This window comes from Pseudomonas sp. GW821-FHT12A04 (assembly GCF_058807755.1).
Window position 1 is genome coordinate 109622 of record NZ_JBXAQZ010000013.1, and the last position, 16425, is coordinate 126046.

Sequence of the window (16425 nt, forward strand, 5' to 3'; positions counted from 1 at the left end):
ATCGCGAGCAATCGAGCGTCGACCGGCTGCTCCTACAGGCTGTAGTAGTAACCGCGGCTGCGCAGGGCCACGATGCGCGGTCGACCATCGGGGTGTGGGCCGATCTTCTTGCGCAGGTTGCTGACGTGCATGTCCAGGCTGCGGTCGTACAGGGTCAGCTTGCGGCCGAGGGCGATCTGCGCCAGTTCCTGTTTGTCCAGGGGCTCGCCCGGTTGCTTGAGCAAGGCTTCCAGCAGGCGGCTTTCGGAGACGGTGAGGGTGAATTCCTGTTCGTCGATGCTGACCACGCCGCGCACCGGGCTGAAACACAGGTCGCCCAGTTCCATCTGGCTGGACACCGCCGCCGGGTGGCTACGGCGCAGGACTGCGCGCAAGCGGGCGGTCAGTTCCCGTGGGTCGCAGGGCTTGGCCAGGTAATCGTCGGCGCCGAGTTCCAGGCCGAGGATACGGTCCAGCGGTTCGCCCCGGGCCGAGAGCATCAGTACGGGCAAGTCCGGGTGATCGCTGCGCAACTGCTTGAGCAGTTCCAGGCCGCTGCCATCGGGCAACATCACATCCAGCACCACGGCCGCCGGGGCGGTTTCAGCCAGCGCGCGGCGTGCGCTCTGGCCGTCGTGACAGGCCCGAACCTGAAACCCTTCCTGGCTCAGCCAACTGCTCAGGAGCTCACACAGCTCCTGGTCATCATCAATAAGTAACAGCTCGCTCATGACTCACTCAATTTAGCCATTGTCGACGTTTTCGACTTGCTCCACTGGCGAAGATACCGCAGAGCAGAGCCAATAGCGCTACCCCGGCGCCAATGACGAACCATTGTTGCTGGTCGGTCAGCAGGCGCGGCAGCGGACTGCTGGCCTGGGCTTCCTTGAGTTGCAGCTTCAAACGCTGGTTCTCCTGGCGCAACCGGGCCAGGAGCGGGCTTTCGCGTTCGCCATCGGCAGTTTGCAATTGTTTGTTCAGTTCTTCCCGTTGCCGTTCGCTTTCTTTCAAGCGTTGCTGCAGCTCGGTGATCTGGCTTCCGGCGCTCAAGGAAAGCGGCGTCGAGTTGCCCCCCTCGGCGTTTTCTTCACCGTGGGCGGGCGCCACGATCGACAACGTGACCAACATCAGGCACAACGGACCCTTGCGCATGGCGACTCCTGGTTCCAATACGAGTATTGGGAAAGTTGTCGGCCGGCAAACGAGAATAATGAGCGATTGAGAGCGCGATGAACCGATATGGTTCACCGCGTGGGGGCATTGCGAGAAGAAAGTTACGGCAGGACTTGCTTGAACGGCTTCACCAGAACGTTGGCGTAGACGCCTGCGGCGATGTACGGATCAGCGTCGGCCCAGGCCTGGGCGGCGCTCAGGGAATCGAATTCGGCGACGATCAGGCTGCCGGTGAAACCCGCCGCGCCCGGATCATTGCTGTCGATCGCCGGATGTGGGCCGGCCAGTACGATGCGACCTTCGCCCTTGAGCACTTGCAGGCGCTCGAGGTGTGCAGGCCGAGCGGCCAGGCGGGCTTCCAGGGAATTGGCGACGTCTGTGGCAATGATTGCGTAAAGCATGTCAGTCCTCGGTTTTTGGCGTTGTGGTGTCGGCATCGTGCAGATGACGGGACAGGTAGATGCCCTGGCCGATCAGGAACAGCAAAGTCATGCCCAGGCTGCCGAAGACCTTGAAGTCGACCCAGTAGCTCTGGAAGGTGAACGCGACAAACAGGTTGGCGGCACCGCAAAACAGGAAGAAGGCGATCCAGGCGATGTTCAGGCGCGTCCAGACCGGCTCCGGCAAGCTCAGCGCGTGGCCCATGATGCGTTTGATCAGCAGGCTGTCACCGACGAAGTGGCTGCCGATGAACGCAAGGGCGAACAGCCAGTTGACCACCGGTGCTTTCCACTTAAGGAACGTCTCGCTGTGGAACGCGAGCGTCAGACTGCCGAAGACCAGGCAGGCGATCAGGGTCAGCCACTGGCTCTTCTCCAGCTTGCGCTGCTTGATGAACAGTGTGCCGTAGACCACCAGTGAACTGACGATCAGCATCGCGGTGGCGCTGTAAATACCGCCTACAGTGATCTCATGACCGGCGATGTCGACGACCTGTGGGTCGATTTTGAAGACGATGAAAAACAGCAGTAGCGGGATGAAATCGATGAATTGTTTCACAGTGGCAGCCAGAAGCAGGATGTGGCGGCATAATAACAAACATATGGGCGCGCGATAGCGCCAGCTGATTTGAGGTTACAAAGCCCTGTGAATGTTGATTTGCACTGCCATAGCACGGCCTCCGATGGCGCCCTGGCGCCTGCGGTTCTGGTGGCGCGGGCGTTCGAGAAAGGCGTGCGAGTCCTGGCCTTGACCGATCACGACACCCTCGAGGGCCTCGACGAGGCCCGGCACGCGGCTACCGCGCTGGGGATGCAACTGGTCAACGGCGTCGAATTGTCCTGCACCTGGGGCGGCGCGACCATTCATATCCTGGGCTACGGTTTTGACGTGAACGCCGCGCCGTTGGTCGAGGCCATCGCCAGATTGCATGATGGCCGCTGGCTACGCTCCGAGGAAATCAGCCGCAAACTGGCGCTCAAAGGCATGCCGGGGGCGCTTGAAGGCGCCCGGGAGATCCAGCAGGAGCTGGGCGACAGCGGTAACGCGCCGGCCCGCCCGCATTTCGCCGACTGGATGGTGCGTGAAGGTTTCGTCAAGGATCGCGCCGAGGCGTTCCGCAAATGGCTGGGCGCCGGCAAGCTGGGCGACGTCAAGCAACACTGGCCGACCCTGGAGGAAACCGTCGAAACCCTGCGCGCGGCCAAGGCCTGGGTCAGTCTGGCACACCCATGGCACTATGATTTCACGCGCAGCAAGCGACGTCGCCTGATTGCCGACTATATTCAAGCAGGGGGCCACGCTATCGAAGTGGTCAATGGTTACCAGCCTGCCGAGCAAGTGGGCAGCCTGGCCATTCTGGCCCGCGAGTTCGGTCTGCTGGTCAGTGCCGGCAGTGATTTTCATGGCCCCGGAGGCTGGTCGGAGATCGGTGAATACCGGCCACTCCCGGAGGATCTGCCACCGCTATGGTGTCGATTCAAACATGACCCAGTTATTGCCGCCGTCTGAACAGGTAGAGAATGTGAGTCAATTTTTCCAGATTCATCCGGAAAACCCGCAAGCGCGCCTGATCAAACAGGCAGTCGAGATCATCCGCAAGGGCGGGGTGGTGATTTATCCCACGGACTCTTCCTACGCCATAGGTTGCCAGATCGGCGACAAGGTAGCCGTGGAGCGCGTTCGGCGTCTGCGGCAGCTGGATGAAAAGCACAACTTCGCGCTGATTTGCAGCGACCTGTCGCAACTGGGGCTGTTCGCCAAGATCGACACCGGCACTTTCCGCATTCTCAAGGCCCATCTGCCGGGGCCGTATACCTTCATTCTCAACGCCACCCGCGAAGTGCCGCGGCTGTTGTTGCACCCGAAGAAACGCACCATCGGCCTGCGTGTGCCGAGCCACCCGATTGCCCTGGCGCTGCTGGCTGAGCTGGGCGAACCGTTGATGAGCGTAACCCTGATCATGCCAGGCGATGAAGATCCGTTGAGCGATCCGCACGAAATGCGCCAGTTGCTCGAACATCAGGTCGATCTGATCATCGACGGCGGTTTCGGCGGGATCAAGGCGTCCACCGTGATCAGCCTCGCTGACGGCGAGCCGGAAGTCATTCGCGTTGGTTGCGGCGACCCTGCGCCGTTCATGGTCGAGGCCTAGATGTCCGCAGTAGAACCCGTCGACAGTCAGGCCGGAGCCCAGCAGGAACTGCCCTTCGCCATGGTCTATGGCCAGGCGGTCATGGAAATGCCGCTGGACCTGTACATCCCGCCGGATGCCCTCGAAGTCTTTCTCGAGGCGTTCGAAGGCCCGCTCGACCTGCTGCTGTACCTGATCCGCAAACAGAACATCAACATCCTCGACATCCCGGTGGCGGAAATCACTCGCCAGTACATGGGCTACGTCGAATTGATGCAGTCGGTGCGCCTGGAGCTGGCCGCCGAATACCTGGTGATGGCGGCGATGCTGGCCGAGATCAAGTCGCGGATGCTGTTGCCAAGGGCCGAAACCGTCGAAGACGAAGAGGAAGACCCGCGCGCCGAACTGATCCGCCGCTTGCAGGAATACGAGCGTTTCAAGGCTGCCGCCGAAGGCATCGACGGCCTGAGTCGCGTCGGCCGTGATGTGGTGGTGCCTAAGCTTGACGCCCCGGAGGCCCGGGCGCGCAAGCTGTTGCCGGATGTGCGCTTGTCAGAGCTGCTGTTGTCCATGGCCGAGGTGTTGCGCCGTGGCGACATGTTCGAAAGCCATCAGGTCAGCCGCGAAGCGCTGTCGACCCGCGAACGCATGAGCGATGTGTTGGAACGGCTCAAGGGCGGCGGTTTCGTACCGTTTGTCGAGCTGTTCACCGCTGAAGAAGGGCGCCTGGGGGTGGTGGTGACCTTCATGGCGATCCTTGAATTGGTCAAGGAATCCCTGGTCGAGCTGGTGCAGAATGAGCCATTTGCCGCGATCCACGTGCGAGCCCGAGCCGAATAACGAGTCGAAACATGAACCTGACTGAACCCCGTGATCTGGCACCCTTGCTTGAAGCCTTTCTGTTGGCCTCGGGAAAGCCGCAATCTTTGGAAAGCCTGTTCGAACTCTTTGAAGAAGGCGAACGCCCGGAGCCACCGGTCTTCAAGAAGGCCCTGACGATTCTCGCCAAGTCCTGCGATGGCCGCGCGTTTGAACTCAAGGAAGTGGCCTCGGGGTATCGCCTGCAAATTCGCGAGAAATTTGCGCCTTGGGTCGGGCGTCTGTGGGAAGAGCGCCCGCAGCGTTACTCCCGGGCCATGCTGGAAACCATGGCACTGATTGCCTATCGCCAGCCGATCACCCGCGGTGAAATCGAAGACGTGCGGGGCGTGGCGGTCAACAGCAATATCGTCAAGACCTTGATGGAGCGCGAGTGGATCCGCATCGTCGGCTACCGCGATGTGCCCGGTAAGCCGGCGATGTTCGCCACCACCAAGGCGTTCCTCGATCACTTCAACCTGAAGAACCTCGACGACCTGCCACCGCTGGCGGAACTGCGCGAGCTGGAACCGGATCCGGTGCTCGACTTCGATGATGCCCCGGTACCGGCAGCCCTGCAGGAACTGGCCGACGCCAGTGCCGAACCGGAAGAGCCCAAGGAAGAAACCAGTTTCCACACGCTGCTGCTGGAACTGGACAGCATGGAGGAGGGGATCAAGACCGATTTCGACGATTTGCTGCGTGATGGGGCGTCGCCTGAATTCGATCCGGAACAGTCGGTCATCGAGCCAGAAGTCGAAGCGGCACAGCCCGAGCCTGAACCGGAAATTGAACCGGAGCAAGAAGACGACATCCTCGGTGTTGCCGAAGCCCGGGAAAAGCTCCTGGCCGCCGTGGCTGCCCTCGAACAGCCGAAACCCGAGCCCGAACTGTCGGACGAAGAAGCCGAAGCCCAGGCCCTGGCCGAAGCCATCGAGGCCGAACGGCGCCAGTTCGAAGATTGACACCGATCCTGTAGGAGCGAGCTTGCTCGCGATGGTCGTGAACGATGACGCGCACATCCGGATGCCCGTGGCGCCATTGGGTTTTTCGCGAGCAAGCTCGCTCCTACAGGGGGTTGTGATCGCCGAATGATCAAGTTGCGTGTCACCGGTCGGCGGAAAAGCAAATAACCTTGCCTTGATCAGCTAGTCTCTGATGCGCAAACGCCCTCATGCGCGTATGATTCGCGACCCTTCGGCGATCCCTTCGCCCAAGTACCCAGTTTTCAGACCACACCGGGAGGTGCCCAGATGAGTATCAAAGACCAGCAAGACGATCAGCCAATCGGCCCAGCAGGCGAAAAACTGCAGAAAGTCCTCGCCCGTATCGGCGTCGGCTCGCGCCGTGACGTGGAAGCCTGGATCAGCCACGGCCGCATCAAGGTCAACGGCAAAGACGCCACCCTTGGCCAGCGTGTCGACATGCACGACGCCATCACCATCGATGGCAAGGTGATCAAGCGCGAAGAGGCTGCCGAGTCGGTCCGCCGCGTGATCATGTACAACAAGCCCGACGGCGAGATCTGCACCCGCGTTGACCCTGAAGGCCGTCCGACCGTGTTCGACAAGATGCCGCGCCCGAAAGAAGGCCGCTGGATCAACATCGGTCGCCTGGACATCAACACCACCGGTCTGCTGATGTTCACCACCGACGGTGAACTGGCCAACCGCCTGATGCACCCTTCCTACGAAATGGACCGTGAATACGCGGTACGTGTGCGTGGTGAAGTCGATGACGAGATGATCGAGCGTCTGAAGGCTGGTGTTGTCCTTGAAGACGGCCCGGCCAAGTTCACCGACATCAAGCAGGCGCCAGGCGGTGAAGGTTTCAACCACTGGTATCACTGCGTGGTGATGGAAGGTCGTAACCGCGAAGTTCGTCGCCTGTGGGAATCCCAGGGCCTGGTGGTCAGCCGTCTGAAGCGCGTGCGTTTCGGCCCGGTGTTCCTCAACTCCGACCTGCCGATGGGCCGCTGGCGCGAAATGAGCCAGTACGAAGTCGACATCCTGAGTGCCGAGGTCGGCCTGACGCCGGTCGCGATGCCGCAGATGAACGCCAAGAGCAAGGACAAGCTTGACCGGATGCAGCGCAAGTCGTCGCGTCCGATGGCCAAGACCGAACGCGTTCGTACCCTGCGTCCAGCCACTGGTGCAGCCGCCGCACCTGCCGCGCCTCGTGCCAGCCGCGAGCCGCAGATCGAAGGCGAGCGTCCAGGGCGCAAGCCTGCTGCCCGTCAGGACGGCGAACGCGGTCCACGTACGCCACGTCCGGCCAACGGTCGTACCGAGCGTGGCGAAGGTCGTGGTACGCCGGTAGCCGATCGCCCGGCCGACACCAAGCGCCCGGCCAAGCCTGCGCCGAAGCGTCCGGGGATCAAACTGGTCGACGGTGACACGCCATCGGGCAAGCGCCGTGGCGCACCGGCCGGTTCCGGCCAGCGTCCAGGCTTCGGTCGTCGCAAGCCGGAGTGAGGCAGCGGTAAGCTGTTAGCGGCAAGTGAAAAACGCCAACCTTCGGGTTGGCGTTTTTTTTCGTCTGGCTTTATGTCCGTATTGTTTTTGAGGGCGCCATCGCGAGCAAGCTCGCTCCCACAGGGTAATGAGTTTGCTCGGAGAATCGCGATTAAAATGTGGGAGCGAGCTTGCTCGCGATGGCGTCAGTCGTCGCGCTGAGACCTCCAATATGGAAATCATGGTTTACGCGATGTAAAGAAATCCTGACAAAAACCACGGATTAACCCCGTGGATTCGCCACTCCCTGGATACCGTAAGAAAACGCTTACGCTTCAGCGTCTTCCTTCCTCCTTCCGACCCTCTGGCCCGCTTGTTTCACCGCTCCATGCAGGGTGTTATGCGCGCCATGCCTGTCGTGCAGGTGCATAACAAAAAGGAGGCGCAATGAACGCCGCAATCCGTTTTCATCTCTCCGCGAGTGGCGTGTTTGGCGCCGTCTGCGTCGATGATCCGCAAGGATCTGACCCATTTTTTGCAGCCGCCCGAGCCTCTCGGGGCGGACACAGGCAATCCCGGCCATAGACACGCTTGTCCAGCGGGTCTGGCAGCAGGGGGTTACAGGTGTACAATGCGCCGCGTTTTACCTGTGACCTCCTGCGCATCTGCGCAAACCTCAAGGCTATCCGCCTTGTTCACTCCGTCGCGTCACGAGCGCGTCGGGTTCGATTTCGTCACAGATAAAAACAAACAGGTGACGCATGACCGTTGTAATTACGCTGAACTCCTGGTGCCTGCGCTGGGGTTTGATCGGTGCCGCTTAACGCCTTTCTTGAGCAGCAACGTCTACTGAACATCATCAAACCTTGCGTGAGACCCTTTTCATGAGTGGACAAAACCCGCAATCAGGCGAGCTGAAGCGCGGCCTGAAAAATCGCCACATTCAATTGATCGCCCTCGGTGGCGCGATCGGTACCGGCTTGTTCCTCGGCTCGGCCGGGGTGCTGAAATCCGCCGGCCCGTCGATGATCCTCGGCTACGCCATCTGCGGCTTCATCGCCTTCATGATCATGCGCCAACTGGGTGAAATGATCGTCGAAGATCCGGTGGCCGGCTCCTTCAGCCACTTCGCGCACAAGTACTGGGGCGGCTTTGCCGGCTTCCTGTCGGGCTGGAACTGCTGGATCCTGTACATTCTGGTGGGTATGTCCGAGCTGACCGCGGTCGGCAAATACATCCACTACTGGGCGCCGGACATCCCGACCTGGGCCTCCGCAGCTGCCTTCTTCGTGCTGATCAACGCCATCAACCTGGCCAACGTCAAAGTCTTTGGCGAGGCCGAGTTCTGGTTTGCGATCATCAAGGTCGTGGCGATCGTCGGCATGATTGCTCTGGGCAGCTACCTGCTGGTCAGTGGCAATGGCGGCCCGCAAGCTGCGGTCAGCAACCTGTGGTCCCACGGTGGCTTCTTCCCGAACGGTGTCACGGGTCTGGTGATGGCCATGGCTTTCATCATGTTTTCCTTCGGTGGCCTGGAAATGCTCGGTTTCACCGCTGCCGAAGCCGACAAACCGAAAACCGTGATTCCGAAAGCGATCAACCAGGTGATCTACCGGATCCTGATTTTCTACATCGGTGCATTGGTGATCCTGCTGTCGTTGACGCCGTGGGACAGCCTGCTGACCACCCTGAACGCTTCCGGTGATTCCTATAGCGGCAGCCCGTTCGTGCAAGTGTTCTCGATGCTGGGCAGCAATACCGCCGCGCACATCCTCAACTTCGTGGTCCTGACCGCTGCGCTGTCGGTGTACAACAGCGGCACCTACTGCAACAGCCGCATGCTGCTGGGGATGGCCGAGCAAGGCGATGCGCCAAAGGCATTGGCGAAGATCGACAAGCGCGGTGTGCCGGTGCGCTCGATCCTGGCCTCGGCCGCCGTGACTCTGATCGCGGTACTGCTGAACTACCTGATTCCGCACAGCGCGCTGGAACTGCTGATGTCGCTGGTGGTGGCCACCCTGGTGATCAACTGGGCGATGATCAGCTACTCGCACTTCAAGTTCCGCCAACACATGAACAAGACAAAACAAACGCCACTGTTCAAGGCCTTGTGGTATCCGTACGGCAACTACATCTGCCTGGCGTTCGTGTTGTTCATCCTTGGTGTGATGTTGTTGATTCCGGGGATCCAGACATCGGTGTACGCGATTCCAGTGTGGCTCGTGTTCATGTGGGTCTGCTACGGCATCAAGAACAAGCGCAGCGCGCAACATGCACTGCAGGTTGCCGGCTCTGCGGCGAAGTAAACGCAGAACGCAGAAACAACGAACCCGGCCATGTGCCGGGTTTGTTTTTTTTCGGGGTTCACATAAATCCCTTTGTGGGAGCAAGCCCGCTCCCACATTGGTTCTGCTGCGTTCCTGACACTCATTCGCGGTATCCTGCACACTCTGAATACGGACGCTTTTCCATGCTGGTGATTTCCAACAACGTGCAACTGCCGGATGCCGAGATCGAGTTGACGGCCATTCGCGCCCAGGGCGCGGGTGGGCAGAACGTCAACAAGGTTTCCAGCGCCGTGCACCTGCGCTTCGACATTCCGACGTCGTCCTTGCCCGAGTTCTACAAGGAGCGGCTGCTGGCGCTGCGCGACAGTCGCATCACCAGCGACGGTGTGTTGATCATCAAGGCCCAGCAGTACCGGACGCAGGAGCAGAACCGCGCCGATGCGCTGTTGCGGCTGACCGAGTTGATCCTCAGTGCCACCAAGGTCGAGAAAAAGCGCCGTCCGACCAAACCGACCCTCGGCTCGAAGACCCGTCGCCTCGAATCCAAGAGCAAGCGCGGCAATATCAAGGCCGGGCGCGGCAAGGTCGACTTCTAGCGGGCGTCCCGCGCTTCGCGTTGCTTCGGCGCCTGCCGGTACAGGTATAGGCTCAGCATCAAACCGCTGAGCGCGGCGAGGGCGGCGAACAGGAAGATCGAAGCGAACCCGAACCCGGCGGCAATCGCCCCGGCCAGCGGCCCGGTGATCCCCAGCGACAAGTCGATGAACAGCGAATAGGCGCCGACCGCTGCACCACGGCTGGAGGCCGGGACCAGGTTGACCGCCTCCACGCCCAGTGCCGGAAACACCAGCGAAAAGCCGAAGCCGCTCAGCGCCGCACCCGCCAGTGCCCAATGGGCATCCGGTGCCAGCCACAGCAGGAGCAATCCCAGGGTTTCCACTGACAGGCAGGCAATGGCCACGCGAAAGCCGCCGAGGCGGTTGATCAGGTTGCCGAACAGTAAGCGCGCGCCGATGAAGCTGGCGCCGAACAGGCTTAGGCACAGCACCGCGTTGTCCCAGTGTTGCGTGGCGTAATACAAGGTGATGAAGGTGGCGATGGTGCCGAAGCCGATGGAGCCCAGGGCCAGGCCGCAACCGTGGGGGAAGACTCGCCCCAGCACATGCATGAACGGCAGGCGCTCACCGGCAACGATCGGCGCGGCGGTTTTCGGCCAGGCCAGCAGCAGGCCGAGGATCGCCAGCAGCACAATGCTCACTCCCATGCTCCACAAGCCCAGTTGATGGACGAGCAGCACGCCCAGGGGCGCGCCGACAGCCAGTGCGCCATAGCTGGCGATACCGTTCCAGGAGATGACCTTGGCCGTGTTCGCCGCGCCGACCCGGCCGATGCCCCAGCCAATCGAGCCCGAGCCCACCAGGCTTTCCGCGCTGCCGAGCACTAGGCGGCCGATCAACAGGCTGATCAGGCTCAAGGTCGGCAGGCTCTGGGTCCAGGCCGAGACCAGCATGAACACACCGCTCAAGCCGCAACCGGCCAGGCCATACATCACAGCCAGTTTGCTGCCCTTGTTGTCGATGATCTTCCCGGCATAGGGGCGGCTGAGCAGGGTGGCCAGGTATTGCACGCTGATCACCAGACCCGCGATCACCGCGCCGAAGCCCAGGTCGCTGTGGACGTAACCGGGCAATACGGCCAGGGGGATGCCGATGTTCAGGTAGCCAATGAAGGTGAAAAGGACGATGGAAACGACTTGCAGCGTGACCGCCAGGGGGCGCTGGTTTTCAGGCATGGGTAAAGGTCCACGGTAAAGCAGGATAGATAGGCTGCTTATGATAGCGGTGTGGACGGTCGGCGGTTGTGAAAAAGTAAAACTATTTACCGGGCGGTGTCATTCAGCTTTGACGGGAGCGACCAGTTGCGTGGTGACCAGGGCGGCCAGCGCATTTTCCTGGGTGCCGAAGCGGGCGAGCAAAGCGGCTTGTTTCTCGGGAGAGAGGCGATTCCAGATCTCGATCATTTTCTCGGCGGTGCCGATCAGGACGCTGGCCTGCGCTTCGCTGAATTCATCGGTCATGGAAAGTTCTCGTTTCAGGCAGTGTGGAAAGCGCATGGTAGCGCTTTCCACACGGTCTGTACGGCGGGTGTTTCAGTCTTCTCTGTCAGCCTGGCGGCTGTCAGTGGCTTCTTTCGGCTCGGGCTGTTGGGCTCCGGCTTGCTGCGTGGGCGTCTGCTCAGGTACGTGCAGGCTTGGGAAGGGGAGATTAGGAATCTCGTGCATGGTTGCGCTCCTCGCTAAGTCTGTTGATAGATCTGGTAGATCCGCGCTTTAAAAAAGCCTGGGCAGGATACAGCACTGAAAATGACAAACGGACTTTTATATCCATTTGTTTCGACGGATGGGGTTGTATAGACAGATAAGTAACAATTACGCAGAAGCAAATGTGGGAGCGAGCTTGCTCGCGATTGCGGAGTGTCATTCAACGATGATGTTGACTGATAGACCGCTATCGCGAGCAAGCTCGCTCCCACAGGGGGATTGCAGTGCCCGAGGGTTATTTGCAGACGTTGGCAATCGCCTCGGCCAGCAAATCCAGGCGCGTGGCATCAATGCCGGCCACGTTGGCCCGGCCCGAGCTGACCATGTACACGCTGTGATGATCGCGCAGGTTCTTCACTTGCTCAGGCGACAGGCCGGTGTAGGAGAACATCCCGCGTTGCACGCCAATGTGCGCAAAGCGCTCGCGCAAACCGTGAGGCTCCAGCGCTTCCACCAGACCGCTGCGCAGTTGGGCGATACGCAGGCGCATCGCTTCAACTTCGTCGGCCCACAGGCGTTTCAGCTCTGGATCACCGAGGATGGTCGCTACAACGGCAGCGCCATGATCCGGCGGCGTCGACCAAAGGTTGCGGGCGATGTTGGCCAGTTGGCTGCGGATATCCACCAGCTTGTCGGCGGTTTTCGCGCAGACAATCAGCGCGCCGGTGCGGTCGCGGTACAGGCCGAAATTCTTTGAGCAGGAACTGGTGATCAGCAGTTCCGGCAACTCGGCGGCGAACAGCCGGGTCGACCAGGCATCCTGTTCCAGCCCATCGCCGAATCCTTGATACGCGAAGTCGATCAGCGGCAGCAATTCACGCTTGCGTACTACCTCCAGCACCCGTTGCCAGTCATCCTGGGACAGGTCGAAACCCGTCGGGTTGTGGCAGCAGGCGTGCAGCAAGACCACGTCACCCTTGGGCGCTTCGTTGAGCGCCGCCAGCATGCCGTCGACGTCGAGACGGTTGTCACTACCCACGTACGGGTAGTGGCTGACCTTGACCTTGGCTGCCGCAAAAATCGTTTCGTGGATCGGCCAGGTCGGGTTGCTCAACCACACGCCGCGACCTGGCAAGCACTGGGCGATGAAGTCCGCGCTCAGGCGCAAAGCCCCGGTGCCGCCCGGAGTCTGGGTGGCGCCGGCGCGTTGTGCGCTGATCAGCTTCGAGTCGGCACCGAGCACCAGTTCATTGATCGCTTTGCCGAACGCCGGTTCGCCGTGACCACCGATGTAGGTCTTGGTGGACTGGTGATCCACCAGGCGCTGCTCGGCAAGTTTCACCGACTCGAGAATCGGCGTCAGGCCCTGGGCGTCCTTGTAGACACCCACGCCCAAATCGAATTTGCGCGGGTTCGGGTCCTGCGCGTAGGCCTCCATCAGGCCCAGAATCGGGTCGCCAGGCACTCGACCGATGGCGTCGAAATGCATTACTTGCGCCCCTCAGCGTCCTTCGCCACTTCGTCAGTGCGCGCGGCCATGATGAAATCGTTGCGGTGCAGGCCCTTGATCGAGTGGCTCCACCAGGTCACGGTCACTTTGCCCCACTCGGTCAGCAGGCCTGGGTGATGGCCCTCGGCTTCGGAGATTTCGCCGACGGCGTTGGTGAACGCCAGGGCGTGCTTGAAGTTCTTGAACAGGAAGACCTTTTCCAGCTGCATGACGCTGTCACGTACTTCGATGTTCCAGTCCGGGATCTGCTTGATCAGGATCGGCAGTTCTTCGTCGCTGACTTGTGGGGCGTCGGCGCGGCAGGCTTCGCAATGGGCTTGGTTCAAAGTGGACATGGTGTGTTTCCTGTAATCGAGTGTTTTTATATCGGTCGACAGTGCCGTCACGCTAAACCAAAGCGACGGTGACTGACAGACTCACTTGTCAGCAAAAGTCGCGGTTCACGCAGCTTTTGGTTTTGGCGGAAATTTCGGCGTGTGCAGACCCATCTGCATCGCTTGCTTGACCATGCCCATGATGTCTTCGTGGGCCAGGTCGAACAGGCGCTTGAGGTTCGGCAGAACGAAATACAGGGGTTGCAGGATGTCGATGCGGTAAGGCGTGCGCATGCATTCCAGCGGGTCGAAGGCTTGGTGTTCAGGCTCGTTCGACAGGCTGTAGACAGTCTCTTTCGGTGAGGACAGGATGCCGCCGCCGTAGATGCGCTGGCCTTGCGGGGTGTCGAGCAGGCCGAACTCGATGGTCATCCAGTACAGGCGCGCCAGGTACACGCGTTCTTCCTTGGACGCCTTGAGGCCGAGCTTGCCGTAGGTGTGGGTGAATTCGGCGAACCACGGGTTGGTCAGCAGCGGGCAGTGACCGAAGATCTCGTGGAAAATGTCCGGCTCTTGCAGGTAGTCCAGTTCTTCGCGGGTACGAATAAAGGTCGCCACCGGAAACTGCTTGCTGGCCAGCAATTCGAAAAAGGTCTGGAAGGGAATCAGTGCGGGAACCCGGGCAACCTGCCAGCCGGTAGTTTCAGCGAGGACCTTGTTGATTTCGCCGAGTTGAGGAATGCGGTCGTGGGGCAGACCGAGTTTTTCGATACCGTCCAGGTACTCCTGGCACGCACGCCCTTCAATCACTTTCAGTTGACGAGTGATCAGCGTGTTCCACACCGCGTGTTCTTCGGCGGGGTAGTCGATAAAACCTTGCGCATCGGGCTCGCGAGCCACGTATTGCGTCTGCTTCATGCTGCTCTCCTGCTAGGGGATTTCGTTCTTGTTATGTACTGCTATGGACGTAGAAATACCTCAAGAATTGCGCTGTTGCAGCAGGTGACTCTGGTAATTCGCAGGAAGATTTACCGTTTTTCGTAAATTTTTCGTTACGGATTAACTGCTGTGGCGCAGATGTTGAGTTTTTCGGGTTTGAAAAGCATCGTACCTGTCACATAATCTTGACGACTATCTGAGCACCTCAGCAGAAAAATAATCCCCGTAGGAGCGAGCCTGCTCGCGATGGACGTTAACGAAAACGCGTTCATCCTGAATAAACGCGTTGCGCTCGACTCCATCGCGAGCAGGCTCGCTCCTACAGGTTACGCACCCCATTCATCGTTTTTTCGGGCCTTTAATATGCGTATCAAAGTCCACTGCCAGAACCGCATCGGCATCCTGCGCGACATTCTCAACCTGTTGGTGGAGTACGGGATCAACGTGGCCCGCGGTGAGGTGGGGGGGGAGCATGGCAACGCCATCTACCTGCATTGCCCAAACCTGATCAACATTCAGTTCCAGGCCTTGCGTCCGAAATTCGAAGCGATTGCCGGGGTCTTTGGCGTCAAGCGTGTAGGGCTGATGCCCAGCGAGCGTCGACACATGGAACTCAATGCACTGCTCGGTGCGCTGGAGTTTCCGGTGCTGTCGATCGACATGGGCGGTTCCATTGTCGCGGCCAACCGTGCGGCGGCGCAGTTGCTCGGGGTGCGCGTCGACGAGGTGCCGGGGATTCCCCTGTCGCGGTACGCCGAGGATTTCGATTTGCCGGAACTGGTGCGCGCCAACAAGTCGCGGATCAACGGGCTGCGGGTCAAAGTCAAGGGGGATGTGTTCCTGGCCGACATCGCGCCGCTGCAATCGGAGCATGACGACAGCGAGGCTATGGCCGGTGCGGTGCTGACATTGCACCGCGCCGATCGGGTGGGCGAGCGCATCTACAACGTGCGCAAGCAGGAGTTGCGCGGCTTCGACAGCATCTTCCAAAGCTCGAAAGTCATGGCCGCCGTGGTGCGCGAAGCGCGGCGCATGGCGCCATTGGATGCACCGCTGTTGATCGAAGGGGAAACCGGCACCGGCAAAGAGTTGCTGGCGCGGGCTTGCCACTTGGCCAGCCCTCGAGGGCAGTCGCCGTTGATGGCGCTCAATTGCGCCGGTCTGCCGGAGTCCATGGCCGAGACGGAACTGTTCGGTTACGGCCCGGGTGCCTTTGAAGGGGCGCGGGCCGAAGGCAAGCTCGGGCTGCTGGAGCTGACGGCGGGCGGCACGCTGTTTCTCGATGGCGTCGGGGAAATGAGCCCGCGCTTGCAGGTGAAATTGCTGCGTTTTTTGCAGGACGGTTGCTTCCGTCGTGTGGGCAGTGATGAAGAGGTCTACCTCGACGTGCGAGTGATCTGCGCGACTCAGGTCGACCTGTCCGAATTGTGCGCTCGCGGTGAGTTCCGCCAGGACCTCTACCACCGCTTGAATGTGTTGTCGCTGCACATCCCGCCGTTGCGCGAATGCCTCGACGGTTTGACGCCGCTGGTGGAGCACTTCCTCGATCAGGCCAGCCGGCAGATTGGCTGTCCGCTGCCCAAACTCGCCCCGGCGGCCATGGAGCGGCTCAGCCATTACCATTGGCCGGGTAACGTGCGGCAACTGGAGAATGTGCTATTCCAGGCGGTTTCCCTATGCGACGGCGGCACGGTCAAGGCCGAGCATATTCGTCTGCCGGATTATGGCGTGCGTCAGCCCCTTGGCGATTTTTCGCTGGAGGGTGGGTTGGACGAGATCGTCGGGCGTTTCGAGAAGGCGGTACTGGAACGGCTTTATTCGGAACATGCCAGCAGCCGATTGCTCGGCAAGCGACTGGGTGTTTCCCACACAACGATTGCCAACAAGTTGCGTGAATATGAAATAGGCAAACTGGAGCGTTAAAAACTCACTCAAATAAAAACTCTTCTCGAGTGTCAATATTTATCCAGTGCTGTCAGTTCGCATTTAAGGCGCTAAAGCTTCTGCTATTGATCTGAATCATGGAACTTATAGAGGAAGCCATCTAGGCTCCTCTCAAAGTTTGGCAGGAGTGCTGAC

Annotated in this window: 18 protein-coding genes; 8 read left to right on the forward strand and 10 right to left on the reverse strand. The window is 60.3% G+C overall.

The annotated features are described in order from the left end of the window. Nucleotides 1-32: 32 nt before the first annotated feature. From AC1RS8_RS20735 to AC1RS8_RS20750, 4 genes are all read right to left on the reverse strand, one after another. Nucleotides 33-710, reverse strand: a complete 678-nt coding sequence (locus AC1RS8_RS20735; RefSeq protein ID WP_007984138.1) for a response regulator transcription factor — start codon at nucleotides 708-710, stop codon at nucleotides 33-35. Between the two features lie 7 nt (nucleotides 711-717). Next, a complete protein-coding gene (locus tag AC1RS8_RS20740) occupies nucleotides 718-1131 on the reverse strand; it encodes an SH3 domain-containing protein (protein WP_057715935.1) in 414 nt (137 codons plus the stop codon). Between the two features lie 122 nt (nucleotides 1132-1253). Beyond that, nucleotides 1254-1553, reverse strand: a complete 300-nt coding sequence (locus AC1RS8_RS20745; RefSeq protein WP_057715934.1) for a YciI family protein — start codon at nucleotides 1551-1553, stop codon at nucleotides 1254-1256. A gap of 1 nt (nucleotide 1554) precedes the next feature. Beyond that, entirely contained in the window at nucleotides 1555-2151 is a 597-nt protein-coding gene (locus AC1RS8_RS20750) for a septation protein A (RefSeq protein ID WP_090453780.1), read from the reverse strand. An 87-nt stretch (nucleotides 2152-2238) separates the two neighbouring features. Here AC1RS8_RS20750 and AC1RS8_RS20755 point away from each other — a divergent pair, with 87 nt between their 5' ends. The 7 genes from AC1RS8_RS20755 to arfB all read left to right on the forward strand — a co-directional run bounded on the left by AC1RS8_RS20755 (nucleotide 2239) and on the right by arfB (nucleotide 9919). Beyond that, a complete protein-coding gene (locus tag AC1RS8_RS20755) occupies nucleotides 2239-3102 on the forward strand; it encodes a PHP domain-containing protein (RefSeq protein WP_102669768.1) in 864 nt (287 codons plus the stop codon). Nucleotides 3103-3115: 13 nt separating this feature from the next. Next, a complete protein-coding gene (locus AC1RS8_RS20760) occupies nucleotides 3116-3745 on the forward strand; it encodes an L-threonylcarbamoyladenylate synthase (RefSeq protein WP_032829738.1) in 630 nt (209 codons plus the stop codon). Next, nucleotides 3746-4564 (forward strand): segregation and condensation protein A, encoded by an 819-nt coding sequence (locus AC1RS8_RS20765; RefSeq protein ID WP_007984128.1) that lies wholly within the window; start codon nucleotides 3746-3748, stop codon nucleotides 4562-4564. A gap of 11 nt (nucleotides 4565-4575) precedes the next feature. Then, nucleotides 4576-5547, forward strand: coding sequence for an SMC-Scp complex subunit ScpB (gene scpB / locus AC1RS8_RS20770; protein ID WP_090453783.1), 972 nt, complete (start codon nucleotides 4576-4578; stop codon nucleotides 5545-5547). Between the two features lie 288 nt (nucleotides 5548-5835). After that, on the forward strand, nucleotides 5836-7056 hold the full coding sequence (rluB, locus tag AC1RS8_RS20775) for a 23S rRNA pseudouridine(2605) synthase RluB (RefSeq protein ID WP_057715929.1): 1221 nt from the start codon (nucleotides 5836-5838) through the stop codon (nucleotides 7054-7056). A gap of 863 nt (nucleotides 7057-7919) precedes the next feature. Continuing rightward, complete coding sequence (locus tag AC1RS8_RS20780) at nucleotides 7920-9341, forward strand: amino acid permease (protein WP_057715928.1); 1422 nt, start codon at nucleotides 7920-7922, stop codon at nucleotides 9339-9341. A 164-nt stretch (nucleotides 9342-9505) separates the two neighbouring features. Beyond that, the gene (gene arfB / locus AC1RS8_RS20785; protein ID WP_489339992.1) at nucleotides 9506-9919 is read left to right on the forward strand and encodes an alternative ribosome rescue aminoacyl-tRNA hydrolase ArfB; all 414 of its coding nucleotides are present in this window, start codon (nucleotides 9506-9508) and stop codon (nucleotides 9917-9919) included. Here the strand turns inward: arfB and AC1RS8_RS20790 are convergent. The 6 genes from AC1RS8_RS20790 to phhA form a co-directional block, all read right to left on the reverse strand. Further along, nucleotides 9916-11115, reverse strand: coding sequence for an MFS transporter (locus AC1RS8_RS20790; RefSeq protein ID WP_102669766.1), 1200 nt, complete (start codon nucleotides 11113-11115; stop codon nucleotides 9916-9918). The genes arfB and AC1RS8_RS20790 overlap by 4 nt on opposite strands. A gap of 99 nt (nucleotides 11116-11214) precedes the next feature. Continuing rightward, the gene (locus tag AC1RS8_RS20795) at nucleotides 11215-11400 is read right to left on the reverse strand and encodes a hypothetical protein (RefSeq protein WP_057715925.1); all 186 of its coding nucleotides are present in this window, start codon (nucleotides 11398-11400) and stop codon (nucleotides 11215-11217) included. Between the two features lie 72 nt (nucleotides 11401-11472). Then, complete coding sequence (locus tag AC1RS8_RS20800) at nucleotides 11473-11604, reverse strand: hypothetical protein (protein ID WP_263597030.1); 132 nt, start codon at nucleotides 11602-11604, stop codon at nucleotides 11473-11475. Nucleotides 11605-11878: 274 nt separating this feature from the next. Beyond that, nucleotides 11879-13072, reverse strand: a complete 1194-nt coding sequence (locus AC1RS8_RS20805) for an amino acid aminotransferase (RefSeq protein WP_340314979.1) — start codon at nucleotides 13070-13072, stop codon at nucleotides 11879-11881. Further along, nucleotides 13072-13428, reverse strand: coding sequence for a 4a-hydroxytetrahydrobiopterin dehydratase (locus AC1RS8_RS20810; protein ID WP_007938547.1), 357 nt, complete (start codon nucleotides 13426-13428; stop codon nucleotides 13072-13074). The genes AC1RS8_RS20805 and AC1RS8_RS20810 overlap by 1 nt, the downstream gene beginning before the upstream one ends. Before the next feature lie 105 nt (nucleotides 13429-13533). After that, complete coding sequence (phhA, locus tag AC1RS8_RS20815; protein WP_489339993.1) at nucleotides 13534-14325, reverse strand: phenylalanine 4-monooxygenase; 792 nt, start codon at nucleotides 14323-14325, stop codon at nucleotides 13534-13536. 384 nt (nucleotides 14326-14709) lie between these two features. Here phhA and AC1RS8_RS20820 point away from each other — a divergent pair, with 384 nt between their 5' ends. Beyond that, on the forward strand, nucleotides 14710-16269 hold the full coding sequence (locus AC1RS8_RS20820; RefSeq protein ID WP_095945466.1) for a sigma-54-dependent transcriptional regulator: 1560 nt from the start codon (nucleotides 14710-14712) through the stop codon (nucleotides 16267-16269). Nucleotides 16270-16425 lie beyond the last annotated feature (156 nt).

Excerpts from the sequence above, each read along its gene's own strand:
- AC1RS8_RS20735 (WP_007984138.1), bottom strand. The coding sequence starts at position 710 with ATGAGCGAGCTGTTACTTATTGATGATGACCAGGAGCTGTGTGAGCTC.
- AC1RS8_RS20740 (WP_057715935.1), bottom strand. The coding sequence starts at position 1,131 with ATGCGCAAGGGTCCGTTGTGCCTGATGTTGGTCACGTTGTCGATCGTG.
- AC1RS8_RS20745 (WP_057715934.1), bottom strand. The coding sequence starts at position 1,553 with ATGCTTTACGCAATCATTGCCACAGACGTCGCCAATTCCCTGGAAGCC.
- AC1RS8_RS20765 (WP_007984128.1), top strand. The coding sequence starts at position 3,746 with ATGTCCGCAGTAGAACCCGTCGACAGTCAGGCCGGAGCCCAGCAGGAA.
- scpB (WP_090453783.1), top strand. The coding sequence starts at position 4,576 with ATGAACCTGACTGAACCCCGTGATCTGGCACCCTTGCTTGAAGCCTTT.
- rluB (WP_057715929.1), top strand. The coding sequence starts at position 5,836 with ATGAGTATCAAAGACCAGCAAGACGATCAGCCAATCGGCCCAGCAGGC.
- AC1RS8_RS20780 (WP_057715928.1), top strand. The coding sequence starts at position 7,920 with ATGAGTGGACAAAACCCGCAATCAGGCGAGCTGAAGCGCGGCCTGAAA.
- arfB (WP_489339992.1), top strand. The coding sequence starts at position 9,506 with ATGCTGGTGATTTCCAACAACGTGCAACTGCCGGATGCCGAGATCGAG.
- AC1RS8_RS20790 (WP_102669766.1), bottom strand. The coding sequence starts at position 11,115 with ATGCCTGAAAACCAGCGCCCCCTGGCGGTCACGCTGCAAGTCGTTTCC.
- AC1RS8_RS20795 (WP_057715925.1), bottom strand. The coding sequence starts at position 11,400 with ATGACCGATGAATTCAGCGAAGCGCAGGCCAGCGTCCTGATCGGCACC.
- AC1RS8_RS20800 (WP_263597030.1), bottom strand. The coding sequence starts at position 11,604 with ATGCACGAGATTCCTAATCTCCCCTTCCCAAGCCTGCACGTACCTGAG.
- AC1RS8_RS20805 (WP_340314979.1), bottom strand. The coding sequence starts at position 13,072 with ATGCATTTCGACGCCATCGGTCGAGTGCCTGGCGACCCGATTCTGGGC.
- AC1RS8_RS20810 (WP_007938547.1), bottom strand. The coding sequence starts at position 13,428 with ATGTCCACTTTGAACCAAGCCCATTGCGAAGCCTGCCGCGCCGACGCC.
- phhA (WP_489339993.1), bottom strand. The coding sequence starts at position 14,325 with ATGAAGCAGACGCAATACGTGGCTCGCGAGCCCGATGCGCAAGGTTTT.
- AC1RS8_RS20820 (WP_095945466.1), top strand. The coding sequence starts at position 14,710 with ATGCGTATCAAAGTCCACTGCCAGAACCGCATCGGCATCCTGCGCGAC.